Origin of the sequence: Alpinimonas psychrophila (assembly GCF_014137865.1) — a bacterium.
GTDB lineage: Bacteria > Actinomycetota > Actinomycetes > Actinomycetales > Microbacteriaceae > Alpinimonas > Alpinimonas psychrophila.
In genome coordinates this window covers 86,700-108,216 of record NZ_JACGWU010000002.1, presented here as the reverse complement: position 1 = coordinate 108,216, position 21,517 = coordinate 86,700, and the positions used below count along the sequence as shown (strand labels likewise).

Annotated in this window: 18 protein-coding genes; 9 read left to right on the top strand and 9 right to left on the bottom strand. The window is 60.3% G+C overall.

What is annotated here, in order from left to right; translation table 11 throughout:
• Positions 1-33 precede the first annotated feature (33 nt).
• The 5 genes from FB555_RS05115 to FB555_RS05095 form a co-directional block, all read right to left on the bottom strand.
• Positions 34-834 carry an SDR family NAD(P)-dependent oxidoreductase gene (locus tag FB555_RS05115; RefSeq protein WP_182484390.1) on the bottom strand — a complete coding sequence of 267 codons (801 nt, stop codon included), beginning with the start codon at positions 832-834 and terminating at the stop codon, positions 34-36.
• A gap of 31 nt (positions 835-865) precedes the next feature.
• Complete coding sequence (locus tag FB555_RS05110; RefSeq protein ID WP_182484389.1) at positions 866-1,657, bottom strand: SDR family NAD(P)-dependent oxidoreductase; 792 nt, start codon at positions 1,655-1,657, stop codon at positions 866-868.
• A gap of 13 nt (positions 1,658-1,670) precedes the next feature.
• Positions 1,671-3,284, bottom strand: a complete 1,614-nt coding sequence (locus FB555_RS05105) for a flavin-containing monooxygenase (RefSeq protein ID WP_182484388.1) — start codon at positions 3,282-3,284, stop codon at positions 1,671-1,673.
• A 164-nt stretch (positions 3,285-3,448) separates the two neighbouring features.
• Entirely contained in the window at positions 3,449-4,354 is a 906-nt protein-coding gene (locus tag FB555_RS05100) for an amidohydrolase family protein (RefSeq protein WP_220475840.1), read from the bottom strand.
• A 62-nt stretch (positions 4,355-4,416) separates the two neighbouring features.
• Positions 4,417-5,610 carry a 4-hydroxybenzoate 3-monooxygenase gene (locus FB555_RS05095; RefSeq protein WP_220475839.1) on the bottom strand — a complete coding sequence of 398 codons (1,194 nt, stop codon included), beginning with the start codon at positions 5,608-5,610 and terminating at the stop codon, positions 4,417-4,419.
• A 168-nt stretch (positions 5,611-5,778) separates the two neighbouring features.
• Here FB555_RS05095 and FB555_RS05090 point away from each other — a divergent pair, with 168 nt between their 5' ends.
• From FB555_RS05090 to FB555_RS05075, 4 genes are all read left to right on the top strand, one after another.
• Complete coding sequence (locus FB555_RS05090; RefSeq protein ID WP_182484387.1) at positions 5,779-6,543, top strand: IclR family transcriptional regulator; 765 nt, start codon at positions 5,779-5,781, stop codon at positions 6,541-6,543.
• Positions 6,544-6,603: 60 nt separating this feature from the next.
• Entirely contained in the window at positions 6,604-7,392 is a 789-nt protein-coding gene (locus tag FB555_RS05085; RefSeq protein ID WP_182484386.1) for an alpha/beta fold hydrolase, read from the top strand.
• Between the two features lie 31 nt (positions 7,393-7,423).
• Positions 7,424-7,789, top strand: coding sequence for a hypothetical protein (locus FB555_RS05080; RefSeq protein ID WP_182484533.1), 366 nt, complete (start codon positions 7,424-7,426; stop codon positions 7,787-7,789).
• Positions 7,790-7,850: 61 nt separating this feature from the next.
• A complete protein-coding gene (locus FB555_RS05075; protein WP_182484385.1) occupies positions 7,851-9,260 on the top strand; it encodes a lipocalin-like domain-containing protein in 1,410 nt (469 codons plus the stop codon).
• A gap of 21 nt (positions 9,261-9,281) precedes the next feature.
• On the opposite strand, the gene FB555_RS05070 is transcribed toward FB555_RS05075, so the two are convergent.
• From FB555_RS05070 to FB555_RS05055, 4 genes are read right to left on the bottom strand one after another with little or no spacing between them, the layout of a single operon-like run.
• Positions 9,282-10,049 (bottom strand): IclR family transcriptional regulator domain-containing protein, encoded by a 768-nt coding sequence (locus FB555_RS05070; RefSeq protein WP_182484532.1) that lies wholly within the window; start codon positions 10,047-10,049, stop codon positions 9,282-9,284.
• Between the two features lie 31 nt (positions 10,050-10,080).
• The gene (locus FB555_RS05065) at positions 10,081-11,265 is read right to left on the bottom strand and encodes a thiolase family protein (RefSeq protein WP_182484384.1); all 1,185 of its coding nucleotides are present in this window, start codon (positions 11,263-11,265) and stop codon (positions 10,081-10,083) included.
• Positions 11,262-11,984 carry a 3-oxoacid CoA-transferase subunit B gene (locus tag FB555_RS05060; RefSeq protein WP_220475838.1) on the bottom strand — a complete coding sequence of 241 codons (723 nt, stop codon included), beginning with the start codon at positions 11,982-11,984 and terminating at the stop codon, positions 11,262-11,264. Before FB555_RS05060 ends, FB555_RS05065 begins: the two co-directional genes overlap by 4 nt.
• A complete protein-coding gene (locus FB555_RS05055; protein ID WP_182484383.1) occupies positions 11,981-12,658 on the bottom strand; it encodes a 3-oxoacid CoA-transferase subunit A in 678 nt (225 codons plus the stop codon). The genes FB555_RS05060 and FB555_RS05055 overlap by 4 nt, the downstream gene beginning before the upstream one ends.
• 168 nt (positions 12,659-12,826) lie before the next feature.
• Here FB555_RS05055 and smc point away from each other — a divergent pair, with 168 nt between their 5' ends.
• From smc to FB555_RS05030, 5 genes are all read left to right on the top strand, one after another.
• Positions 12,827-16,381 (top strand): chromosome segregation protein SMC, encoded by a 3,555-nt coding sequence (smc, locus tag FB555_RS05050; protein ID WP_182484382.1) that lies wholly within the window; start codon positions 12,827-12,829, stop codon positions 16,379-16,381.
• Positions 16,374-17,249, top strand: coding sequence for a signal recognition particle-docking protein FtsY (gene ftsY, locus FB555_RS05045; RefSeq protein WP_182484381.1), 876 nt, complete (start codon positions 16,374-16,376; stop codon positions 17,247-17,249). The genes smc and ftsY overlap by 8 nt, the downstream gene beginning before the upstream one ends.
• Positions 17,250-17,261: 12 nt before the next feature.
• Entirely contained in the window at positions 17,262-18,857 is a 1,596-nt protein-coding gene (gene ffh, locus FB555_RS05040) for a signal recognition particle protein (RefSeq protein WP_182484380.1), read from the top strand.
• 19 nt (positions 18,858-18,876) lie between these two features.
• A complete protein-coding gene (locus FB555_RS05035; protein WP_182484379.1) occupies positions 18,877-19,413 on the top strand; it encodes a hypothetical protein in 537 nt (178 codons plus the stop codon).
• Between the two features lie 484 nt (positions 19,414-19,897).
• Complete coding sequence (locus FB555_RS05030) at positions 19,898-21,490, top strand: ABC transporter substrate-binding protein (RefSeq protein ID WP_182484378.1); 1,593 nt, start codon at positions 19,898-19,900, stop codon at positions 21,488-21,490.
• Positions 21,491-21,517: the final 27 nt, after the last annotated feature.

Below are 21,517 nucleotides of genomic sequence, written 5' to 3'. Positions count from 1 at the left end.
TTTGGGGACCAGCGACGGGGGTCAAAAGGCTCGTCAGCCCTCGTTGCTGGAGGTGGCTGTGGTCCCGCCGTCCACGGCAATCAGAGCACCGGTGACGAAACTTGACTCGTCTGACAAAAGGAAGCGAACCACTTGCGCCACTTCTTCGGGCGTGCCCAGACGACGCATAGGAGAGGAGCCAGCAGCTGCAATTCGAGCAGCCTCGTGCTTTTCAACGCCGGGCATCAGGGTGGCCGCGATGTCCTGCAACATGCGGGTATTAATCATTCCTGGTGTAACAGCATTCACGCGGATGTTGTTCTTAGCTTCCTCCGCTGCGGCCGTGCGAACCAGACCGGCGACACCGTGCTTGGAGGCGTTATAGGCAATTGTGTTGGCCAGCCCCAGGGAGCTGGCGATAGAGCCGGTGCACACGATCGAACCGCCTGTGGGCTGCGAGCGCATGGCTGTGATGACGTGCCGAAGTCCCAAGAAGACACCGGTGAGGTTCACGGCGATGACGGTGGCCCAGTCCTCGTCGGAAAGATCTGCCGCGGGACCAATTTTGCCCTCGATGCCGGCGTTATTAAAAAAGCCGTCGATGGTGCCGAATTCCGTGATTGCGGCATCCACGTACTTCTGAACATCGGCAGATTTTGTCACATCTGCGAGCACGACGAGACCCTTGCCTCCGGCAGCCTCGACGCGATCCAAGGTGGCGTGAGCGCTGGCTTCATGGAAGTCGACGATCACGACGTTGGCGCCGGCTTCAGCCACCTTCACGGCGGTAGCGCCACCGATGCCGCCTCCGCCACCAGTGATGACGATGTTCTTGCCTGACAGGTCAACAGTCATGAGTCTCTCTTTTCTTGTGTTCGGCGCAGTGTTAGTTGGCGTGCAGGTTCAGCATGCCGGCATCGACAATCGTCGTGCCGCCATCGACGACAAGAGTGGCGCCATTTACGTAAGCGGCCTCTTCGGAGAGCAGCCACGCAATGGGCTTAGCCTGCTCGTCGGGGGTTGAGGCCCGCTGTTGGGGCACGAACTTGAGCAGTTCACTGAAGACACCCTCGACTGTCGTGTTCTTGGCCTTCGCCGCCTCAGCGAATTCTTGCTGGGCCATCTCCGTCAGAATCCATCCAGGACACACGACGTTGGCTCGCACACCATCTGCGGCGTAGTCGAAGGCAATGTTCTGGATGAGGGCGATGAGGGCGGCCTTTGAGGAGCCGTAGGCCGCCAAGCCATGACCGCTCCGCAGGCCGGCGATCGAACTCACGCCAACGATGTTTCCCTTGGTTGTGACAACGTGAGGGAGGGCGAACTTAGCGAGCATAAAGTTGGCCGTGAGGTTAATGTTGACGGTTTGGTTCCAGTCGTCGATGCTCAGATCGGCCACTTTGCCGTTGGTGACAATGCCGGCATTGAGAACCAGGTTGTCAATCTTTCCAAACTTCGCCACCGTGGCATCGATGAGGTTGCGGGCGCCTTCTTCGGTGGCGACATCACCCACGACCACGAGAGCATTCGTGTCGGCGGCCACCTCGGCGAGGGGCGCTTCTCGTCTTCCGGCAATCACAACGTTGTGACCCCGTTCGGCGAGGAGTCGGGCCAGTGCAGCACCGACACCGGTGCCGCCGCCCGTAATGATTGTTACTTTTTTGTCAATGCTTGTCATGGTGAATCCCTTGCTATTTTGTGAGAGTAAAGCCGGGGTAGCCGCGGGTTGCGATGTCCATAAGTTCTTCCTCGTACGGAGCAACGCCGCCCATGTAGACAACATTGCTGCGGGGTTTACCGGCGATATTGGCACCGGAGTACCATGCCGTGGAATACCTCATGAGGGTTGAATCGGAAAGCTCAGCGACGTGGTCGTCCCAACGTTTTTCAGCCTCAGGTGTTGCCTCGAAAACGGTGACACCTTCCTTGTCCAGGAAGGCCAGCATGTTCGTGATCCATTCCACGTGCTGCTCGATCGATAGCACAACGTTGCTCAGAGGACCGGGACTACCGGGGCCCGCGACGACAAAGCTGTTGGGAAAACCAGAAACGGCCAGGCCCAAATAACACGACGGCGCAGCGCCCCACTTGTCGGAGAGTGTGATGCCGTTTCTTCCCGTAATGTCGATTCGACGAAGCGCCCCCGTTACGGCGTCGAAGCCGGTGGCCAGAATCACGGTGTCAACCTCATACGTGCCTGCCGTTGTCTCGAATCCATCGACGGTAAACCGAATAAGGTTCTCTTCCCGCATGTCGATCAGCGTCACGTTCTTACGGTTATAGGCCTCGTAATAGTCGGTATCGATGCACAGGCGCCGTGTCGTGATGTAGTGATCGGGCATGAGCTTTTCGGCCAGTTTTGGGTCGCTGACGCGTTCCCGAATCTTCTCGCGCGCAAAGTCTGCGGCCGCCTTGTTGGCCGACGGGTCGGCAACGATGTCGTTGAACGTCGAAGCGAACCTCATGGGACTGCCGTAGGTGTAGGTTCTTTCCAGCTCGGCCCGCGCTTGTTCCGGCGTCAAATCGGAGAAATTCTTGTTGATGCTCTCGGTGACACAGCCCAGCATGGATGCCCGCGCATCCGCCCGATATTGGGAATAGTTCTGTTTAATCCAGGCCATGCGCGTTGGTTCAAGGGGCTTATTGTGGGCCGGCAGCGAGAAACTTGGAGTGCGCTGGAGCACATACAGCTGCTCTGCCTGCTTTGCCACGACAGAAATTACCTGAATTCCGGAGGAGCCCGTACCAACGACAGCAACCCGCTTCCCGGCGAAATCCACGTCCTCGTGAGGCCACGTCGCAGTATTGAGCACCCGCCCAGTGAAGTCTTCAAGCCCGGGAAAATCGGGAATCTTGGGAGCCGAAAGTATGCCTGTGGCCCACACGATGTATCGGGTTTCGACGACAGTGCCCGACTCTGTCGTGACGATCCACCGTGATGTCTTATCGTTCCACGTGGCCGCAGAAACAGTCGTGTTGAATCGATAAAGCTTCGTCACGTCCAGCTTGTCGGCGGCCCAATCGAGGTATCGCAGAATCTCTGGCTGGGAGGGGAACTTTTCGGTCCACGTCCACTCTTGCTGGAGGGCGGGGGAGAAAGAGTAGGAGTAGTCAACGCTTTCGACATCGCACCGCAGGCCGGGGTAGCGATTCCAGTACCACGTTCCTCCGACGCCGCCACCGCGTTCCATCGCGATGAGAGACAACCCCAGTTCGCGGACTTTGTAAGCCACGTAGAGGCCCGCAAAGCCTGCGCCCACCACGACAACGTCTGTTTGCTCGGTTTGCGTGATGTGCGGAGCCATAGGCCAAAATCCCCTTATCGCATCTAAAAGATGACTACCGCCACGACATTGTGGGGTGAGAAAATCATGACATTTTGTCTTGCGTGTGCCTTGCCGTGCCGTGCACGGTGATAGTGACTTTGTGCAAAGTTTGTGGGCCAGAAGTCCCGCAGCCGCGACAGCCGTTACAGAACGACTCCCGCGCTAGCTGAGCTCAAGCCGAGCAACCGCACGGCGTTGTCCTTCAGAATCTTGGGACGAACCTCATCCTTGATGTCGAGTTCGACGAAGTCCTTGAGCCAACGATCGGGCGTCAGAAGGGGGTAGTCGGAGCCGAACATGACCTTGTCTTGCAAGATGGAGTTGGCCTGACGCACCAGCGCCGGTGCGAAGTACTTGGGGCTCCAGCCGGAGAGGTCCATCCACACGTTTGCCTTGTGGGTGGCGACAGCGAGACCCTCCTCTTGCCAGGGCACGGAGGGGTGCGCGAGCACGATCTGCAGAGCGGGGAAGGCCGCGGCGACGTCATCGAGCAACATGGGGTTGGAGAGGCGCAAGCGCATGCCGTACCCCCCGGGCAGCCCGGAGCCGATGCCAGTTTGACCGGTGTGGAAGATGGCCGGGAAGCTCAGCTCTTCAAGTGCAGCCCACAGTGGCCAGAACTCTTGCGAGCTCGGGTCAAAGTTTTGCACCGTCGGGTGGAACTTGAACCCGCGAACGCCGTGGTCAGCGACGAGCATGCGTGCCCGAGTGACGGCGGCCGCTCCGGTGAGGGGGTCGACCGAGCCAAACGGAATGAGCACATCGTTGTTGCGGGCCGCTCCAGCCGCGATGAACTCGCTCGAGACGCCGACGTGCTTGAGCGCCGTTCCCGCCTCAACGGTGAATACCACCGCGGCCATCTTGTGCTCTCGGTAGAGGTCTGCAATCGCATCGAGGCTGGGGCGCTCGTGCCCGGACTTGAAGTATTTGCTGGCCGCATCCGCGAGCGTCGGCGGCAACGAATGTGTGCCGTCATCATCAATTTCGATATGCACGTGGGTGTCAATGGCCACCAGCGCACCGACGTCAATCGCAAGTTCGTAAACCAAGGTTGGACCCTACTGCTCTCTTGATGACGGCATTCATCCCCTGCTAACGCAGTGCAAAAAAACTACCAGACGATACCGGTGTAGTTCTCCGCCAGGAACGCCATACCGTGCCTGGAGTTGACAACGGTTCGGAGCTGACCCAGCTGCGAGCGGTAGTCGAAGTCATCCTGAGCGGGGTTATCGCTGTAGAAGCGGTGCAACATGTTGGTCATGTACATCGAGAAGTTTTGCGTGCGCCAGATGCGGTCGAGTGAGTCCTTGCTGTACGCGTCGATACCCTTTTCGTTACCGGTCGTGAAGAAGTCGAGTAGCGAAGGCGTCAAAACGGCGATGTCGCCGAAGGCGGAGTTGAGCCCCTTGGCTCCAGTGGGTGGCACAATGTGAGCCGAGTCGCCCACGAGGAAGAGGTTGCCGTAACGCATGGGCGAGGAGACCCAGCTGCGCATGGGGGTGATGCTCTTCTCGGTGATGGGACCTTCCTTGAGCGTGAAACCGGGGTGGCCCAGACGCGTCTGCAACGCTTCCCAAATGCGCTCATCTGACCAGTTCGCGATGTCGTCCTCAGGATCAACCTGCAGGTACAGGCGCGAGACCGTGTTGGAACGCATGGAATGCATGGCGAAGCCATCGTCGTGAATTGCGTATATGAGCTCGTCTGTCGAGGGCTCAACATCGGCCAAGATGCCGAGCCAGCCGAAGGGGTAGACGCGCTCGTGGTGCGTGATTTCAGATTCCGGGATGCTGGGACGGCTGATGCCGTGGAATCCGTCGGCCCCGATGATAAAGCGAGCGGTGATGCGAACATCCTGACCATTTTGCGTGTACGTCACGCTGGGGGCGTCGGTCAGCAGGTTGTGGAGAGCCACGTTGTCACACTCGTAGTGAGCGGAGAAACCTTGCTTGTCGTGAGCGACGAGGAGGTCCTTCATGACCTCTTGCTGGCCATAGACCCAGACGCTGCGGTTGATGAGGTCGGCGAAGGGAACGCGGTGCTTTTCTCCGTCGAACTGCAGATAAATACCATCGTGCTTCTGGCCTTCCGTGTGAAGGCGCTCGCCGAGGCCCGCCTTCGTGAGGAGCTCGACAGCGCTCTGCTCAAGTACCCCGGCACGCACGCGATCAACGGTGTAAGGACGACTGCGGTTCTCCACCACCTCAACATCGATGCCTGCTTGGCGAAGAAGATACGCCATTGTCAGTCCGGAGGGGCCGCCGCCGACGACGGCAACTTGGGTGGTGATTTCAATGGTGGACATGGCGCCTCACATCTTTGTTGGGTGCGTGAAAGTGAACGAGCAGCGTCGTTGCACAAACGAACCGCATTGCATAATTCCATCAATCGTGAGATGCTCTGACAAGGGCCTAGTTCCGCTGAATGGAACGGGGGCTTTTACCCTACTTTTTTGGAAGGTTCTTCTGCCCACATGAGCCCCGCTCGCACCACCTCCGGCGCCCCAATATCCTCTATTGGCCGCGGCATCGCCGTCTTAGCGTGCTTCAGTGCACGCTTTCGCTCTCTCACTCTTTCGGAGCTGTCCGCCAAGTCCAAGCTCCCCATGTCTAGCACCCACCGTGTCGTGGCAGAACTTGTCACTGGTGGGTTTCTCGTGCGTGGCAATGACAAGCGATATCGCATCGGTACGCGCCTCTGGTCGATCGCCCAGTTGGCTCCTGTCAGTGAGCAACTTCGCGAGCGTGCCCTCCCGACTCTTGCACGGCTCTACGAGGAGACAGGCGAAAACATCACCTTGGCTGTTCTTGACCGCGGGCAGGCCCTCTATGTCGACCGTCTTGTGGGTGAGCGCAGCATTCCCAGCGTGGCCCGCGCCGGCGGGCACCTCCCGCTACACACGACGGGCGTGGGCAAAGTGCTTTTGGCATACCAGTCCAAAGAGAACATCGAGAAGTACCTCTCTCGCCCTCTTCAGCGCCCGACGCCGTACTCGATTGCCGACCCTGTTCGTCTCCTCGTCGAGCTCACGGAGGTGCGCGCTCAGGGGTACTCGGTGACGAGGCAGGAAATGACAGCCGGAAGCGGTTCGGTTGCTGTTCCAATTCTGCGCGGCGGTCGTGCCATTGCCGCCGTCGGCGTTGTTGCCCACCTTGCCAAGCTGGATGTCAACAGGCTCGTTGCAACGCTCAATGCGGCGGCAACGACCATCGCTCACGAACTAGAAGACGAGCACTAGGAATAGTTGGTCTTCTCTTGGCGAGAGTGCACCTGAGACTTCCCAACGAAAGGCTCTGACATGACCGTCCCGCTCTTAACAGGAACAACGGAACTGGATGCGGCAGATCTGGCCGGGCGCAGTGACGTAGTGATTTTGGGGCCGTCGTTGGGGGCGGATGTTCATCTCTGGGAGCTTGCGTTGCCCGCGATCTCTGCTCACCACGCGATACTGCGCTGGGACTTGCCGGGGCACGGAGTTTCGGTTCCGGTAACGAAAGGGTTCAGCTTGGCGGAACTTGCTGACAGTGTCATCGCCCTGGCCGATTCCCGTGGCATCGACCGCTTCGACTATGCCGGCGTCTCCGTGGGAGGTGCCGTCGGGCTCGAGCTCGCCCGGTTGTATCCCGATCGAGTAAAGAGCGCCGCTGTCGTCTGTTCGGCGGCCAAGATTGGCGAGACCTCCGCCTGGGCAGAGCGAGCTACGCTCGTTCGCGCGAAGGGAACGTCCGTCCTGCTGGAGGCAACCCCTGCCCGCTGGTTCTCCGAAGCGTTTCGCCTAAACCACCCCGATGTCGTTGATTGCTTGCTGGCAATGATCGCGGCGGCCGACAACGAGTCGTATGCTCGCGTATGTGAGGCACTCGGTGCTTTCGACGCTCGACCGACACTGTCATCCATTCAAGTGCCGATGCTGGTTATTTCGGGGCAACTGGACCCTGGCACTCCGCCCGAGTTGGGGGCCGTGATCGCTGAGACGGTGCCAGGGGCACGCCAGGTCGTGATTACGGGGGTCTCACACCAAGCCGTGGTCGAGAAGCCCGCCCTTGTTGCCCAAATTCTCGTCGACTTTTTTGCCGAGAAACACTGAACGCTCATTACCCCTATCGTTAATAACGATGATGATTACACGACGCGAGGCCGCGATTCGGCTCGATATTCCTCTGGAGATGGCGACGCGAAACGGTATGGGAAAGCGTGTTTCCGAGGAATCCATAGCGGAAATGGATGCTCAGCCCCCAGCGTGGCTGGCCCAATCTCGCGCGAACCGTCGCCCCGGATCAAAACCGGTATGGGTGCAGCTCAAGTGTCATGTCTGCGGCTTTAGCGAGGACGCGCGTCCCAAAAAATGGTGGCCATCCTTCACATACGTGACGTGCGACTACCACGACGTCGATGAACTGCCGTACCCCGCAGAAGGCCTTCGTCGCGTTGAATACGACGGCGTCGGGAGCCGATTCATTGGAATCGTGGACGAAGCGCTCTAAAGAAACTCGAGGGTGGCCCCCGTATTTACACGGGGGTGGACGTGCGTGCTAGTGTCAAAAAATGACTGGTTCTTGGGGGATGTCCAGAGTCTTTAGGCTCACCATTGTTGTTGCGCTCACGGGCGTGTTGACCGCTTGCGGACCGGGAGGTGTTACGGCGCCGACAGCGTCAGTGCCGACCAATCCGATCTGGACGGGGTTGACGAAGCCCGATCCGGTCCCTGAGAAGAACGTCGTCCTGAGCATGCCGAAAGACATGTATCGGCATGACGGCGCTCCAACGGAGTGGTGGTGGCACATCGGCACGCTGCGCGCCGGAGACCGGATGTTCGGATTCGAGTTGAACGCCGCATCGTTCACGGGGCAATCATTTGCGATGACGCAGCTGGCGCTCAGTGACGTGCAAGCGGGTCGTCATTACCAGCGCACGCAAGTGTATGGACCCTCGCCCGTTGGCGTCTTTGACGTTGCAAACTGGGCTGAGGGCGACCCGAGCAAAGACTGGTATGCCCGCCTCGGAGACCCGAGCTGGGCGGTTGGCGGATTCTCTGTGACCGCCGCTGGTTCGGGATACACGAAGGCACCCGACGTCAAGATCGAGGGTGACGGTTCGGGAGCATCCGCCATTGCCGTGCTCGACGACAAGGGTGGCCTCAGCCAAATTGTGCTGTTGAAGCCTGGCAGCGGATACTCCGCCACACCCACGGTCACCCTGAGTGGTGGCGATGGCAGTGGCGCGACGGCGGTTGCTGTGCGCAACTACGTCACCATGGAGGCACCACAGGCTGACCCCACGAAAAACATTCACGTGCAGGCGCTTCTGGTGGATGCCAACACTCTCGACGAGGTCACATTTGATCTGACGTTCTCACAGGAGGGTCGTCCGTTCTACGTGTGGGGAACGGGAATCGAGCCGAGTTCGACAGTAGAAAACTTAGCGAAGGACAACTACTACTACTCCTTCACCCGTCTTGCGGCCACGGGCACGATAACCGTTGAGGGGGTCTCCTACGAGGTTCAAGGCACAACATGGATGGATCACGAGTATGGCTTCTTCGGGGGCAGCTCGGCGGATTCCCGCGTGCGCTGGCTCCTTCAGGACATGCAACTCGATAACGGCTACACCATTTCGAATGCTGGCATCATCGGCGAGGGGTTCAAGCCCGAGATAGGCGTCTCGGTGGATGCCTACGCGACTCTGCAGGATGCCGACGGCAATCTCTATTACGTTGCCAGCAAGATCACCCCCGTGGGGGAACTGTGGACCAGTCCCAGTTCCGGTAATGGTTACGCGCAGCAGTTCCGCGTCGAGATACCCTCCTTCAACGCCGACGTGACGGTCAGCGTTCGGCTCCAGGATCAAGAGTTTGCTGTGAGCGGCGCCCCTGTTTATGAAGGCACCGCGGGTGCTACGGGCACGTTCCTAGGGGAGACCGTGACCGGGGACGCCTGGATTGAGCAGGCGTTCTAAAGACGGGAAAATCTCCGGCGGTTAGGCGGGGCGACTCGCAAGGTCACACGAGATATCGGTCGCGGTTTGCTGGAGCCTGTCTCGAATGAGGGATGTGGTTTCTTCTACTGTTCCGCCGGCAACCGTCGAGACGTTGACGGCGGCGACGACGTTTCCGTGAGAATCGTGCACCGGAACCGCGAGCGAGCGCAGGCCCAACTCCAGTTCTTGATCGAGAAGCGCGTAGCCATTGTGGCGAATGGAAGCGAGCTCGGCCAGGATGTCATCGATGCTCGTTTTTGTGAAGGGAGTGAGAGCTTCACGCGGTGAGGACTCGAGGACGTGACGGGCATCGGATTCCGGTAGTGCGGCGAGCAAGACCCGCCCCATGGAGGTGGCGTAGGCGGGAAAGCGCGTACCCACCGTGATTTGCACCCGCATGATTTTGCGGCCAGCCACGCGGGCAATGTAGACGATGTCGCCACCGTCCAGCACTGCGGCCGACGCGGACTCCTGAATGTCGTGAGCCAGAGTCTCGAGGTGCGGCGCGATGATCTCGGGCAGCCCGAGGCTGGAGAGGTAGCTATAGCCGAGTTCCAGCACGCGCGGTGTGAGCGAGAACAATTTGCCGTCCGTGCGCACGTAGCCGAGCTGCTCGAGCGTGAGGAGAAAGCGGCGGGCCGTTGCCCGGCTGAGCTGTGTCGCATCCGCAACATCGGTCAATGTCAACGCGGGACGGTCCCCAGAAAATGCGCGAATAACCGTGAGTCCCCGGGCAAGGGACTGCACGAATTCCCCGCTGGGTTCCATCTCGTTCTCAGGAGGAGTCACGTAAAAAAGACTAGCGCTCAAGAACGACGGCGAGTCCCTGGCCGACGCCGATGCAGATGGCTGCGACGCCGATCCCGCCGCCGTTGTCTTCGAGCTTGCGTGCGAGTTGACCGATGATGCGGGCCCCGGATGCACCGAGCGGGTGACCCAGCGCAATCGCTCCGCCATCTACGTTGACCTTCGCGGGGTCCAGGCCGTCCCAGAGGCGAACACACGAGATGGCTTGCGAGGCAAACGCCTCGTTGATTTCAACGAAGTCGACGTCGGCCCACGTCTTGCCAGCCCGAGCCAGGGCGATGTTGGCTGCCTCCACGGGCGCGATGCCAAAAATGTTGGGATCGTTAGCGGCGACACCGCGCGAGAGAATTCGGGCGATCGGGTCACCGAGTCCGGCACGCGCGGCGCCGCTTTCGCTGGCAATGAGCAGGGCTGCCGCGCCATCACTGAGGGGGCTCGAGTTGCCGGCGGTGACGCTCCCGTCCTTGCGGAACGCGGGCTTCAGGCCTCCGAGTGAGGTGGCAGTCGTATCGGCCCGGATACTCTCGTCTTGGGTGAGCTCGGCTCCGGGCACCTGAACAATCTGGTTGGCGAAGGTTCCGTTGGCCCAGGCGGCCACGGCACGTTCGTGGCTGGCGGCGGCGAATGCATCCTGTTCATCACGCGTTATGCCATAGCGATCGGCCAAGATCTCGGCCGTTTCGCCGAGGGGAATCGTCCAGGCGGCATCCATGCCGGGGTTCACCATGCGCCAGCCGAGGGTGGTGGAGTGCATGGTTTCGGACGTGGAAGGGTAGCCGGCCTTGGGCTTGAGCATCACCCAGGGGGCGCGACTCATCGATTCGACACCTCCGGAAAGGATGAGGGAAGCGTCGCCGGTTTCAATGGCGCGACTGGCTTGAATGGTGGCTTCCATGCCGGATCCGCAGAGACGGTTCACTGTCACCCCCGGAATGGAGGTGGGGAAACCAGCCAAGATGGCGGCCATACGGGCCACGTTGCGGTTGTCTTCACCGGCGGCGTTGGCATCGCCCAACATGATGTCGTCAATCCTGTTGACGTCCACGCTGGGGTTGCGCCGAGCGATTTCTCCCAGGACGAGGGCGGCTAAGTCGTCGGGACGCGAAGCGGCAAGGGTCTTGCCATAACGGCCAAAGGGAGTGCGAACGTAGTCGTAAATAAAGGCGGACGTCGTCATGAGATTCCTGTCGTGGGGGTCGTCGTTGTGCCATCCACGAGGGGGAGGCCGGTGAGAGTGATGAGCGAGTCAATCGTCGTGTCGCCGAAGATCGCGGTGACGGTGACGCCGGTGGTTTTGCTGATGTCGAAGACGGCAACCTCGGTGTACACGCGGGTCACACACGCGAGCCCCGTGACGGGATAGGTGAGGTGATCGACCAGCTTGGACTCGCCTTTTTTGGTGGTGAGCTCCATCATGACGAACACATTTTTGGCTCCCACGGCCAAGTCCATGGCGCCACCGACGGCGGGAATGGCATCTGCAGCACCGGTATGCCAATTGGCCAGATCGCCTGCGGCCGACACCTGAAATGCCCCGAGCACCGCAATATCGAGGTGACCTCCCCGCATCATGGCAAAGGAGTCGGCGTGGTGAAAGTAGCTGGCGCCGGGCAGCTCTGTGACGGGAATCTTGCCCGCGTTGATGAGGTCGTTGTCGATCTCTTCGCCGTGCGCCTCAGGCCCCATTCCGAGCATGCCATTCTCGGTGTGCAAAATGACATCTTGTTCGGCCGTGAGGTAGTTCGAAACGCTGGTGGGAATGCCGATGCCGAGGTTCACAACCGAACCAGAGGGAATGTCGGCGGCAACGCGCTGTGCCATTTCGGCGCGGGTAAGGGTGTGGTCAATGCGCCGTGGGTTGGTCCTGTCGGCGGCGTCAGTGTGGGCCGTGCTCATGCGCATGCTTCCTGCGAAATCTGAACGATGCGATTGACGTAGATGCCGGGGGTGATGATGTTTTCGGGGTCAAGGGCGCCGAGATCGACGACATCCGTTACTTGAACGATGGTGGTCTTCGCCGCGGTCGCCATGATGGGCCCAAAGTTGCGCGCCGTCTTGCGGTAGACGAGGTTTCCCATCGGATCGGACTGGTGTGCCTTGATGAGGGAGAAGTCGGCGTGGATGGGAGACTCCAGCACGTAATTCTTGCCATCGATAGTGCGGGTCTCCTTGCCTTCGGCCAGCAAGGTGCCAAAGCCTGTGGGGGAGAAGAAACTGCCAATACCGGCACCGGCGGCACGGATGCGCTCCGCCAGGTTTCCTTGAGGCACGACTTCCAGTTCAATGAGGCCAGCACGATAGCGCGCGTCGAAAATCTGCGAGTCAGATTGGCGAGGGAAGGAGCAGATGATCTTGCGCACGAACCCGCTCTTGATCAGCAGTGCGAGACCGACTTCGCCGTTGCCCGCGTTGTTATTAACAATCGTGAGATCGGTTGCTCCATGGCGAATGAGACCGTCAATCAGTTCAACCGGCTGACCAGCCTGACCGAATCCGCCAATCATGACGGTCGCCCCATCGCGGATATCGGCGAGCGCCTCGTCGACGCTGTCGTGAAGTTTGGAGATCATGGCGCCTTACATCTTGTTCGTATCGTGAACACTCGTTCGCATTATCGAATCTACCATCCTGGGCCTTGATATATCTATGATTCATCTCGACTAGGTTCCGCTGGTCGGCGCTCAACATCCGCTACCGTAGTAAAGCGCCGCCGAGCGCTGGGACAGGAGCCTGACGACGTGTATTTGAAGAGCCTTACCCTCAAGGGCTTCAAGTCGTTTGCTCAGCCCACGACGTTTGTCTTCGAACCCGGGGTGACGTGTGTCGTCGGGCCCAACGGTTCGGGTAAATCCAACGTGGTCGATGCGCTCGCCTGGGTGATGGGGGAGCAAGGTGCCAAGACGCTTCGTGGCGGCAAGATGGAAGACGTTATCTTCGCGGGAACCTCGACCCGTGGGCCCCTCGGTCGTGCCGAGGTCATCCTTACCATTGACAACGCTGATGGCGCGCTCCCGATCGACTACAGCGAAGTCACGATCAGCCGGACCCTTTTTCGCAATGGTTCGAGCGACTATGCCATCAACGGGGACAGCTGTCGATTGCTCGATGTTCAGGAGTTGCTGAGCGACTCGGGCCTCGGCCGTGAAATGCACGTCATCGTGGGGCAGGGTCGGCTCGATAACGTGCTACAGGCCAGCCCCGAGGATCGTCGCGGGTTCATCGAGGAGGCCGCGGGAATCCTTAAGCATCGTCGCCGCAAAGAGAAGACACTGCGCAAGCTCGATGCGATGGCCGCCAACCTCACCCGCCTCTCGGACCTGGCAACCGAGGTGCGTCGTCAGCTCAAGCCACTGGGGCACCAGGCTGAGATTGCGCGCGAAGCCCAAAGCATTCAGGCCGAGGTTCGGGATGCCCGAGCACGCCTGCTCGCCGATGATGTCACCACGCTGCGCCTCGCGCTGACGCAACATAACCTCAGCGAAAGCGAACGCCACAGCGAACGCATCGTCGTGCAGGAGCAGTTGGAGCGCACCATGCTGCGCGTGCGCCGGCTCGAAACCGATCAAAGTGCGGATGAAGTGGAGGCCGCCCGCAAGACCGCGTTCGGTCTCGAATCCATTCAGGAGCGCCTGCGCGGGCTGTACAACCTGGCCAACCAGCGGCTCGCTCTCTTGGGCGCTGACACTGACCAGACGGTCATGGGGTCCGGGGTCACGGCCGAGTTGATTGTGTCGGCCGAGGCCGAGATCAAACTTTTGCACGGGCTGGTCTTGGCCGCTGAGCAGGCGTGGAACACTGCGCAGCGTTTGACGCTTGAGGCGCGCGCGCACCTGGATTCCGTCGACGAACAGATCTCAGCCCAGAGCGCCCTCGTCTCGCAACATGACCTTGAGCTGTCCTCTCTTCGTGGTCGCAAAGATGCGGCTGACTCCCGCCTGACTGCCGTGCGCGGGGAGGTGCTGCGTCAGACCAATGCTCTCGAAGCGGCGAATGAGCGCAAGGCAGTGACCGACGCCACTCTGGTAGAGGTCGAAGCTGCCACAGTTGCCACAGACTCGGGGGAGTCTGGGCTGAACGACACGTACGAGTCCACGCAACGACTCGTGCAGGAAGCGGAGGCTCTCATCGAGGGGCTGCGCGATTTCCTGCACACCCTCGAACGTGAGCGCGATGGGCTCGTCGCCCGCACCGGTGCCCTCTCGATGGCCCTCGAGACGAAGGACGGTTCCTCCGCTCTGGTCGCGGCGAAGCTGACCGGCATCCGTGGTCTGGTTGCTGAACACGTTCGCGTTACCCCGGGATACGAGACCGCTATTGCTGCCGCCCTTGGATCGCTGGCCGATGCCGTGCTGGCCGATGACGTGGATGCCGCCGTTGCGGCTCTCGGAACCGTCAACCGCGGTGAGATGGGCCGCGTCGAAATTGTCATGGCGTCGACCCCGGGTACTTCGCCGGTCGCACTTCCCGCGATGGTGGGCATCGTCTCGGCGGCCTCCGTGGTGACCGCCCCCGATGGAATTCTGGCACTGCTGGCGTCGACTGTGATTGCCGATGACCTGGATGCCGCGCGTGCCGCGTGGAAAGCGGGGCTCGGATCAGCCAATGCCGCAAGCGGCGCTGGTTCCGGGGGTGGCGTCTCGATCATCACTCGTGCCGGTGAGGTTCTGACCCGTTTCGTTTTGCGCGGCGGAAGCGGCGCCAAGCAGAGCCGTCTGGAGTTGGTGGCCGACCGCGACCTGGCTGCCGCCCGCCTCGAAGAAGTGCTCGTTGCCATCGACACCGCCCGCGCTGAGCTGTCCGAGCAGCGAGCCGTGGCCGTGGTGGCCAAGGAGCGTGCCACGGCGGCGCTCGCCGCCTTGCGTCAATTCGACTCGCAACTTGCTGCCCGTTCCGAGGCGCTCAACCGTGCGCGTGTGCAAGCCGAGGCTGCCGCCGCCGAGTGCGAGCGTGTCAGTAGCGGTGTGACGTTGGCGAGTGCCTCCGTGGACGAAGCCGAGGCAAATGCCCACCGTGCTGCATCCGAACTTGAATCTGTCCAAACGCGCCCGCGCCCCATCCTCGATGTCTCCGCCCGCGACGAAATGTATGGCGAGCTGGAACGCGTGCGCGAGGCTGAGGTTCAGGCGCGTCTCGAGCTCGAGACCGCTCGTGAGCGCGTTCGCGCCGAAGAACTCCGGGTCGATGGCCTGCGCTCTCAACTCGAGGCCGACCGGGCCGCCGCAGATGCGGCCGCCCGTCGCGCCGTCGCTCGACGCCGCCAAATCGATGCCGCCTCCCACGTTGTTGAAGCCCTGCCCGCGGTGTTGGATTCCGTGGATCGTTCCGTCATCGAGGCTCGCGTGGTGCTAGCCCAGCGCGAAGCCGATCGTGCCACGCAAAACAGCGAACTCATTACTTTGCGCACCGATGAAGCTGCTCTCCGCGAGCGCCTCGCCTCGATCACCGAGAACGTGCACGGCCTCGAACTTCAGATCTACGAGAAGAAACTGCAGCTCTCCAGCTTCCTCGAGCGTGCCGGCAACGAGCTCGGACTCGTCGAAGATGTTCTGGTCGCCGAGTATGGTCCCGACCAGCTGATCCCCGCTACCGACAAGTCTGACGGCATCCCCTATGTGCGTGCCGAGCAACAGCGCCGCCTCGAAGTCGCCGAACGCAAGCTTGGCCAACTGGGCCGCGTGAACCCGCTGGCCCTCGAGGAGTTCGCCGCGCTCGAGCAGCGCCATACCTTCCTCAGCGAGCAGCTCACCGACCTCGCCAACACGCGTAAAGACCTGCTCACCATCATCGATGAGGTCGACCTGACCATGCAGTCGGTGTTCCAAGCGGCCTTCGAAGACACGCAGGCGGCCTTCGCGGCTGTGTTCCCCATCCTGTTCCCTGGCGGCACCGGAAGCATCACCCTCACCAACCCCGACGACCTGCTCAACACCGGCATCGAGGTCATGGTGCGCCCCGCGGGTAAGAAGATTGACCGCCTCAGCCTGCTCTCGGGCGGCGAGCGATCCCTGGCCGCTGTCGCCCTTCTCGTCGCGATCTTCAAGGCTCGCCCCAGCCCTTTTTACATCATGGATGAGGTCGAGGCCGCTCTCGACGATGCCAACCTTGGCCGACTTCTTTCTATTTTCGAAGACCTGCGCCTCAGCAGTCAGCTCATCGTGATCACCCACCAAAAGCGCACCATGGAGATAGCGGATGCCCTCTACGGCGTCTCCATGCGCCAAGATGGAGTCTCCGCGGTCGTCGGTCAGCGCGTCAGCGCTACCCCAGACCCCATAGCCTTGACTCATGGCTGAACGCACTCCGTGGTCCCTCGCTGGCGCCCTTCGCGGCCTCCGCGGGCGCAAGACGATTGACGACTCCACGTGGGAAGACCTCGAGGAGGCCCTCCTCGTCGCGGACTTCGGCCCCGACATCACCGAAGCTCTCATGGCTCAGATGCGCGCCCAGGTTGCCAAGTACTCCACGACCGATCCCGAAGACCTGAACCGCATGCTGCGCGAGGCTCTCGAAGAGCGTCTTGCCAAGCACGACACCACGCTGAAACTCTCCGATCGCCCCGCCGTCGTGCTCGTCGTCGGCGTCAACGGCGTGGGCAAGACCACCACGATTGGCAAGCTCGCCAAGTTCGTTGCCAACTCCGGTCGTTCCGTCGTTGTGGGTGCCGCCGACACCTTCCGTGCCGCCGCCGTCGACCAGCTCGCCACCTGGGCTGAGCGGGCCGGGGTCGATATCGTGCGCCCGCAGATGGAGGGCCAAGACCCCTCCGCCGTGGCCTACCAAACTGTGGAATGGGCCATCGCCCATGGAACCGAAATCGTCATCATCGACACGGCCGGCCGCCTGCAAACCAAGAGTGGTCTGATGGACGAGCTCAGCAAGATCCGTCGTGTGATCGAAAAGCAGGCTCCCATTGCTGAGGTGCTGCTGGTTCTGGATGCCACCACCGGCCAAAACGGTCTCGCTCAGGCCGAAGCATTTCTGGAGCATGCCGGTGTCACCGGGCTTGTGCTCACCAAGCTCGACGGTTCAGCCAAGGGTGGCTTCGTGTTGGCCGTGCAGGAACGCACGGGCATCCCGGTCAAGCTGGTTGGCAACGGAGAGGGCATCGGCGACCTTGCCGGATTCACCCCGCACGCCTTCGCCGCCGCTCTCATTGGCTAGAATTAGCAGGCTATGGCAACCTTTGGAACTCTCTCTTCTCGGCTGACCGAGACCTTCAAAAACCTTCGCACGAAGGGAAAACTGAGCCCCGCCGACATTGACGGCACGGTTCGCGAGATTCGTCGCGCCCTCCTCGAGGCCGACGTGTCGCTGAACGTCGTCAAAGCCTTCACCGGTGCGGTGCGCGAGCGCGCTCTGGGTGACGAGGTCAACCGCGCGTTGAACCCCGCCCAGCAGGTCGTTCAGATCGTGAACGAGGAACTCGTTGCCATCCTCGGTGGCAACCAGCGTCGTCTGCAGTTCGCGAAGAAGCCCCCCACGGTCATCATGCTCGCGGGCCTGCAGGGTGCCGGAAAGACCACCCTGGCCGGCAAGCTCGCCAAATACCTGGCCAAAGACAAGCACACCCCACTTCTCGTGGCGTGTGACCTCCAGCGTCCCAATGCGGTCACTCAGCTCGAGGTTGTCGCAAAGAATGCTGGTGTTGCCGTCTTCTCGCCCGAGCCCGGGAACGGCGTGGGAGATCCTGTCAAGGTCGCCAAGGCATCCATCAAGTACGCCATCGATAAGCAGCATGACATTGTCATCATTGACACCGCCGGTCGCTTGGGTGTCGACGCCGAGCTCATGAAGCAGGCCTCGGATATTCGCAAGGCCACCAACCCCGACGAGGTGCTCTTCGTCATCGATGCCATGACCGGCCAGGATGCGGTGGCCACGGCCCTTGCCTTCCAAGAAGGTGTCGACTTCACCGGTGTCGTGCTCTCGAAGCTCGATGGTGACGCCCGCGGTGGTGCCGCCCTCTCCGTGGTGTCCGAGACGCACCGCCCCATTCTCTTTGCCTCCACCGGTGAGAACCTCGACGATTTCGAGCCCTTCTACCCGGATCGCATGGCGAGCCGCATCCTTGATTTGGGTGACATTCTTACCCTCATTGAGCAGGCTCAAGAGGCGTTTGACGAAGATGAAGCGGCGAAGGTTGCCCAAAAGTTCGCAACCGATACCTTCACCCTCGAAGATTTCTTGTCGCAGATGCAGCAGCTGCGAAATATGGGTTCCATCAAGAAGATGATGAGCATGTTGCCCGGCGCTGGCGCGATGAAGGCGCAGCTGGATAACTTCGACGAGCGCGAGATTGTGCGCACCGAGGCCATCATCCAGTCGATGACCATCGCCGAGCGTCGCACCCCCAAACTGCTGAACGGCTCTCGCCGCCTGCGCATCGCCAAAGGTTCGGGCATGAGCGTCACCGAGGTGAACGCGCTCGTCAACCGCTTCGAGCAGGCGGCCAAGATGATGAAGACGGTCGCCAAGGGTGGCGTTCCGCAAATTCCGGGTATGGGCCCCATTCCCGGTGCCGGATACGGTGGCAAGGGCAAAGTGCCCCTCAAGAAAAAGGGTTCCAAGTCGGGCAACCCCGCTAAGCGTGCGGCCGAAAATGCGGCCCTTGCTTCGGGTGTTCCTCTTGGTGGTGCGGCTGCCGGTGGCTCGGGTTCGGGCTTCGGTCTCGGCTCAGCCGCTGGGGGAGCAACGGTGGCGACCGGCGCGAAAGCACCGCCCACCGCTGAGGAACTCTCGGCCCTGCAAAAGATGCTGGGTCGCGGCTAACATTTCCTCCGCATCGAGCATGCCGAAGGAATCGGACGCCCCCACACGGTGGTTCGATGCGCTGGCCCTGCTCGCGGGTAACCTGCTGGCCTTGATTCCGCTCGTTGCCTGGGCGGCTCTTACGCCGAGTCGCTCTCAACCGGTCCTCGATTTGGTAGCGATGTATCTTGCCCTCGCAACCGTGTTTGTTGTCCCGCTAACGTTGCTTGTTGAGCGACCACTTGTACGGCGAATGAACGCGCGAGTTCAACCTTTTTCACTGCTGGAGGAGCTTGCAATTCTCGGTGGGGTAGGTGCCGCCCTCGCAATTCCCGGAGGAATCGTCTTCGGCTTCATTGGCATGTTCCAGAATTTTGACGGCTACAACTCCACTTTCGGTTCATCCTTTGGCCTGGGTGCCATCGTGTGTGGAATCATCGGCTCGTGGGTCGCCCTGATGGGCCGCTGGGTGTATCAGGCCACCAAGCGGAGCAAAGTCGTCACCCTCGTGATCTTCGCGGTCGTTGCCTCTGCCGTCATCTGGACCCTCCTCCTTCTCGTTGGGCGCTCGTTCTAGCCGCATGTGTGTCAGGAACTGAAACCAATCGGTGTCTGGCGAAGACAAATTTCCGACACGAGTTGCGAGAAAGAAAACCCCAGGAATTCAGGACCTGAATTCGTGAAGCTCAGAGCTGTCCGCAAATGATCGTTTTCTGTACCGCAGAGGACGTTTGCAATTCAGTCATCATGAGGCGAAGCCCGCTTGCCCAAACATGCCCTCGAGTACTGTGACGCCAATTGCATGACAACGGTATCCCGATTTTCGTTTTGCCCAATCACGAACTTCAAATAGTTGAGTCTCAGCCATGAAAACTCAATCTATTTGACCAAAGCTACCCAATGAAAAGTGGGCAAGAAGCCAAAGTTAGCTCCGATCGAAACACTTTTGACCGACAGTATTGCTTGCGGCGACCTGAATCTACTGCTAGCGTCTCACCAGAACTGAACTGCAGTTCATGTATATGAAACAGGAACACATTCACTACACCCCAGGAGGTACCATGAAGTTCCGTTCACCAATCTCGATTGCCGCAGGCGTCGCGTTAGCTGTGAGTCTCGTCGGCTGTTCCACCGCCGGAGGGCCTACCAAGCCTGACGCCAGCGAGGGCCTCTGCACTTCAACTCCGGTAGCAGGTGGGTCGATCACCGTAGCTAAGCAGACCGAGACACTCTCGCTCAGCCCCTACTCAACACCGGGCGGATTCGGCGACACTGAAGCGCTCAACATGATCTTCGAGACCCTCATCCGCATGGATCCAACGGGTAATTCTCAAGACCTCGTAAGCGGCGTCGCGGACACATGGAGCACTTCAGCAGATGGTCTTGCTTATACCTTTCATATCCGCGATGGTGCGACGTTCTCGAACGGGCGCCATGTAATGGCGGATGACGTGAAGTACTCGCTCGACAGCTGGTCAGACCCTGATGTGAGCCAGTGGGCTTCCTTTGCACGCGGCTACGACTCGACAACTGTCGTCGACGACTCCACAGTTAAGATCAACATGACCGAGCCCATCGGTGGTTTTCTTTACTCCCTCGCAATGGTGAGCGCTGGAATTCTTCCTCAAGAGGAAGCTAAAGCAGCAGGTGATTCATTCTTTGACTCTCCCATTGGAAGCGGTCCGTTCGCGGTAGACAAGTGGGTCAAGGGCTCTTCGATCAGCTTCGTCAAAAACGATTGGTATTGGGATACCTCAGGTCCACTGCTCGACAGCGTCGAGTTCCGCTTCGTGTCCGATGACAACAACCGTACCCTTGCCTTGCGTTCTGGCGATGTGCAGATGGTTGACAACGTTCCGTGGTCTCAGGTGAAGACGTTACAGTCCGAGGCGTCTCTGACTATCGAAGAGTTCGCGATTCCATCCTGGATCCTCCTTTCACTCAACAACCAAAAAGGTCCGTTCGCCGATCAGAACGTGCGCCAGGCACTCTCGCTCGCAATCGACCGCGAGGGAGTCAACGAAAAGATCTACTTCGGCATGGGTGAGGCGCCCAACAGCATTCTTCCGCGACTGCGGCTCGATGCGGACGCCTCAACGATTGCCCCGACCGCGTTCGATCTGAATAAGGCGAAAGAGCTCATTGCGGCCTCTAAGTACCCGAATGGCTTCGAAGCTACGCTCGAATACCCGAGTGGCAACGCTGCCTTCGACAGCCTTGCCGTTGTGCTTCAGGCATATTGGGCAGAGCTTGGCGTAACCATCGAGCTTCTCCCCGAGGACCAAGGAACGCTGAGTAAGAACTTTACTGGGGGCACGTATGACATCATGTTGCCTTATTCCTTCGCGGCAAGCGATGTGCCCGTCCCGGACGAGTTCGCTGAGTTCTACGCAGTGCAAGGAGGAACCAACGGTTTCTTCACGTGGTGGAATGACCCCGAGATTGAAGCGTTGGTTCTTGATTTCACGGGAACCGTAGGCGATGAGGAGCGCGCGGCCAAGTGGCCGGCCATCCAGGCAGCAATGCTCGAGGCCCAGCCTGCCATCAACGTGCTCAACCTGCCGCTCGTCAATGGACACCTTAACAACGTTTGCGGATTCAGCACTAACCCGATCGGTCAAAGCACCTTCACGACGACGTGGATCGCCGGTTAGGTTGTCCGAATCGTGAAATTCGATCAC

Excerpts from the sequence above, each read along its gene's own strand:
- FB555_RS05115 (WP_182484390.1), bottom strand. The coding sequence starts at position 834 with ATGACTGTTGACCTGTCAGGCAAGAACATCGTCATCACTGGTGGCGGA.
- FB555_RS05110 (WP_182484389.1), bottom strand. The coding sequence starts at position 1,657 with ATGACAAGCATTGACAAAAAAGTAACAATCATTACGGGCGGCGGCACC.
- FB555_RS05105 (WP_182484388.1), bottom strand. The coding sequence starts at position 3,284 with ATGGCTCCGCACATCACGCAAACCGAGCAAACAGACGTTGTCGTGGTG.
- FB555_RS05095 (WP_220475839.1), bottom strand. The coding sequence starts at position 5,610 with ATGTCCACCATTGAAATCACCACCCAAGTTGCCGTCGTCGGCGGCGGC.
- FB555_RS05090 (WP_182484387.1), top strand. The coding sequence starts at position 5,779 with ATGAGCCCCGCTCGCACCACCTCCGGCGCCCCAATATCCTCTATTGGC.
- FB555_RS05085 (WP_182484386.1), top strand. The coding sequence starts at position 6,604 with ATGACCGTCCCGCTCTTAACAGGAACAACGGAACTGGATGCGGCAGAT.
- FB555_RS05080 (WP_182484533.1), top strand. The coding sequence starts at position 7,424 with ATGATTACACGACGCGAGGCCGCGATTCGGCTCGATATTCCTCTGGAG.
- FB555_RS05075 (WP_182484385.1), top strand. The coding sequence starts at position 7,851 with ATGACTGGTTCTTGGGGGATGTCCAGAGTCTTTAGGCTCACCATTGTT.
- FB555_RS05070 (WP_182484532.1), bottom strand. The coding sequence starts at position 10,049 with ATGGAACCCAGCGGGGAATTCGTGCAGTCCCTTGCCCGGGGACTCACG.
- FB555_RS05065 (WP_182484384.1), bottom strand. The coding sequence starts at position 11,265 with ATGACGACGTCCGCCTTTATTTACGACTACGTTCGCACTCCCTTTGGC.
- FB555_RS05060 (WP_220475838.1), bottom strand. The coding sequence starts at position 11,984 with ATGAGCACGGCCCACACTGACGCCGCCGACAGGACCAACCCACGGCGC.
- FB555_RS05055 (WP_182484383.1), bottom strand. The coding sequence starts at position 12,658 with ATGATCTCCAAACTTCACGACAGCGTCGACGAGGCGCTCGCCGATATC.
- ftsY (WP_182484381.1), top strand. The coding sequence starts at position 16,374 with ATGGCTGAACGCACTCCGTGGTCCCTCGCTGGCGCCCTTCGCGGCCTC.
- ffh (WP_182484380.1), top strand. The coding sequence starts at position 17,262 with ATGGCAACCTTTGGAACTCTCTCTTCTCGGCTGACCGAGACCTTCAAA.
- FB555_RS05035 (WP_182484379.1), top strand. The coding sequence starts at position 18,877 with ATGCCGAAGGAATCGGACGCCCCCACACGGTGGTTCGATGCGCTGGCC.
- FB555_RS05030 (WP_182484378.1), top strand. The coding sequence starts at position 19,898 with ATGAAGTTCCGTTCACCAATCTCGATTGCCGCAGGCGTCGCGTTAGCT.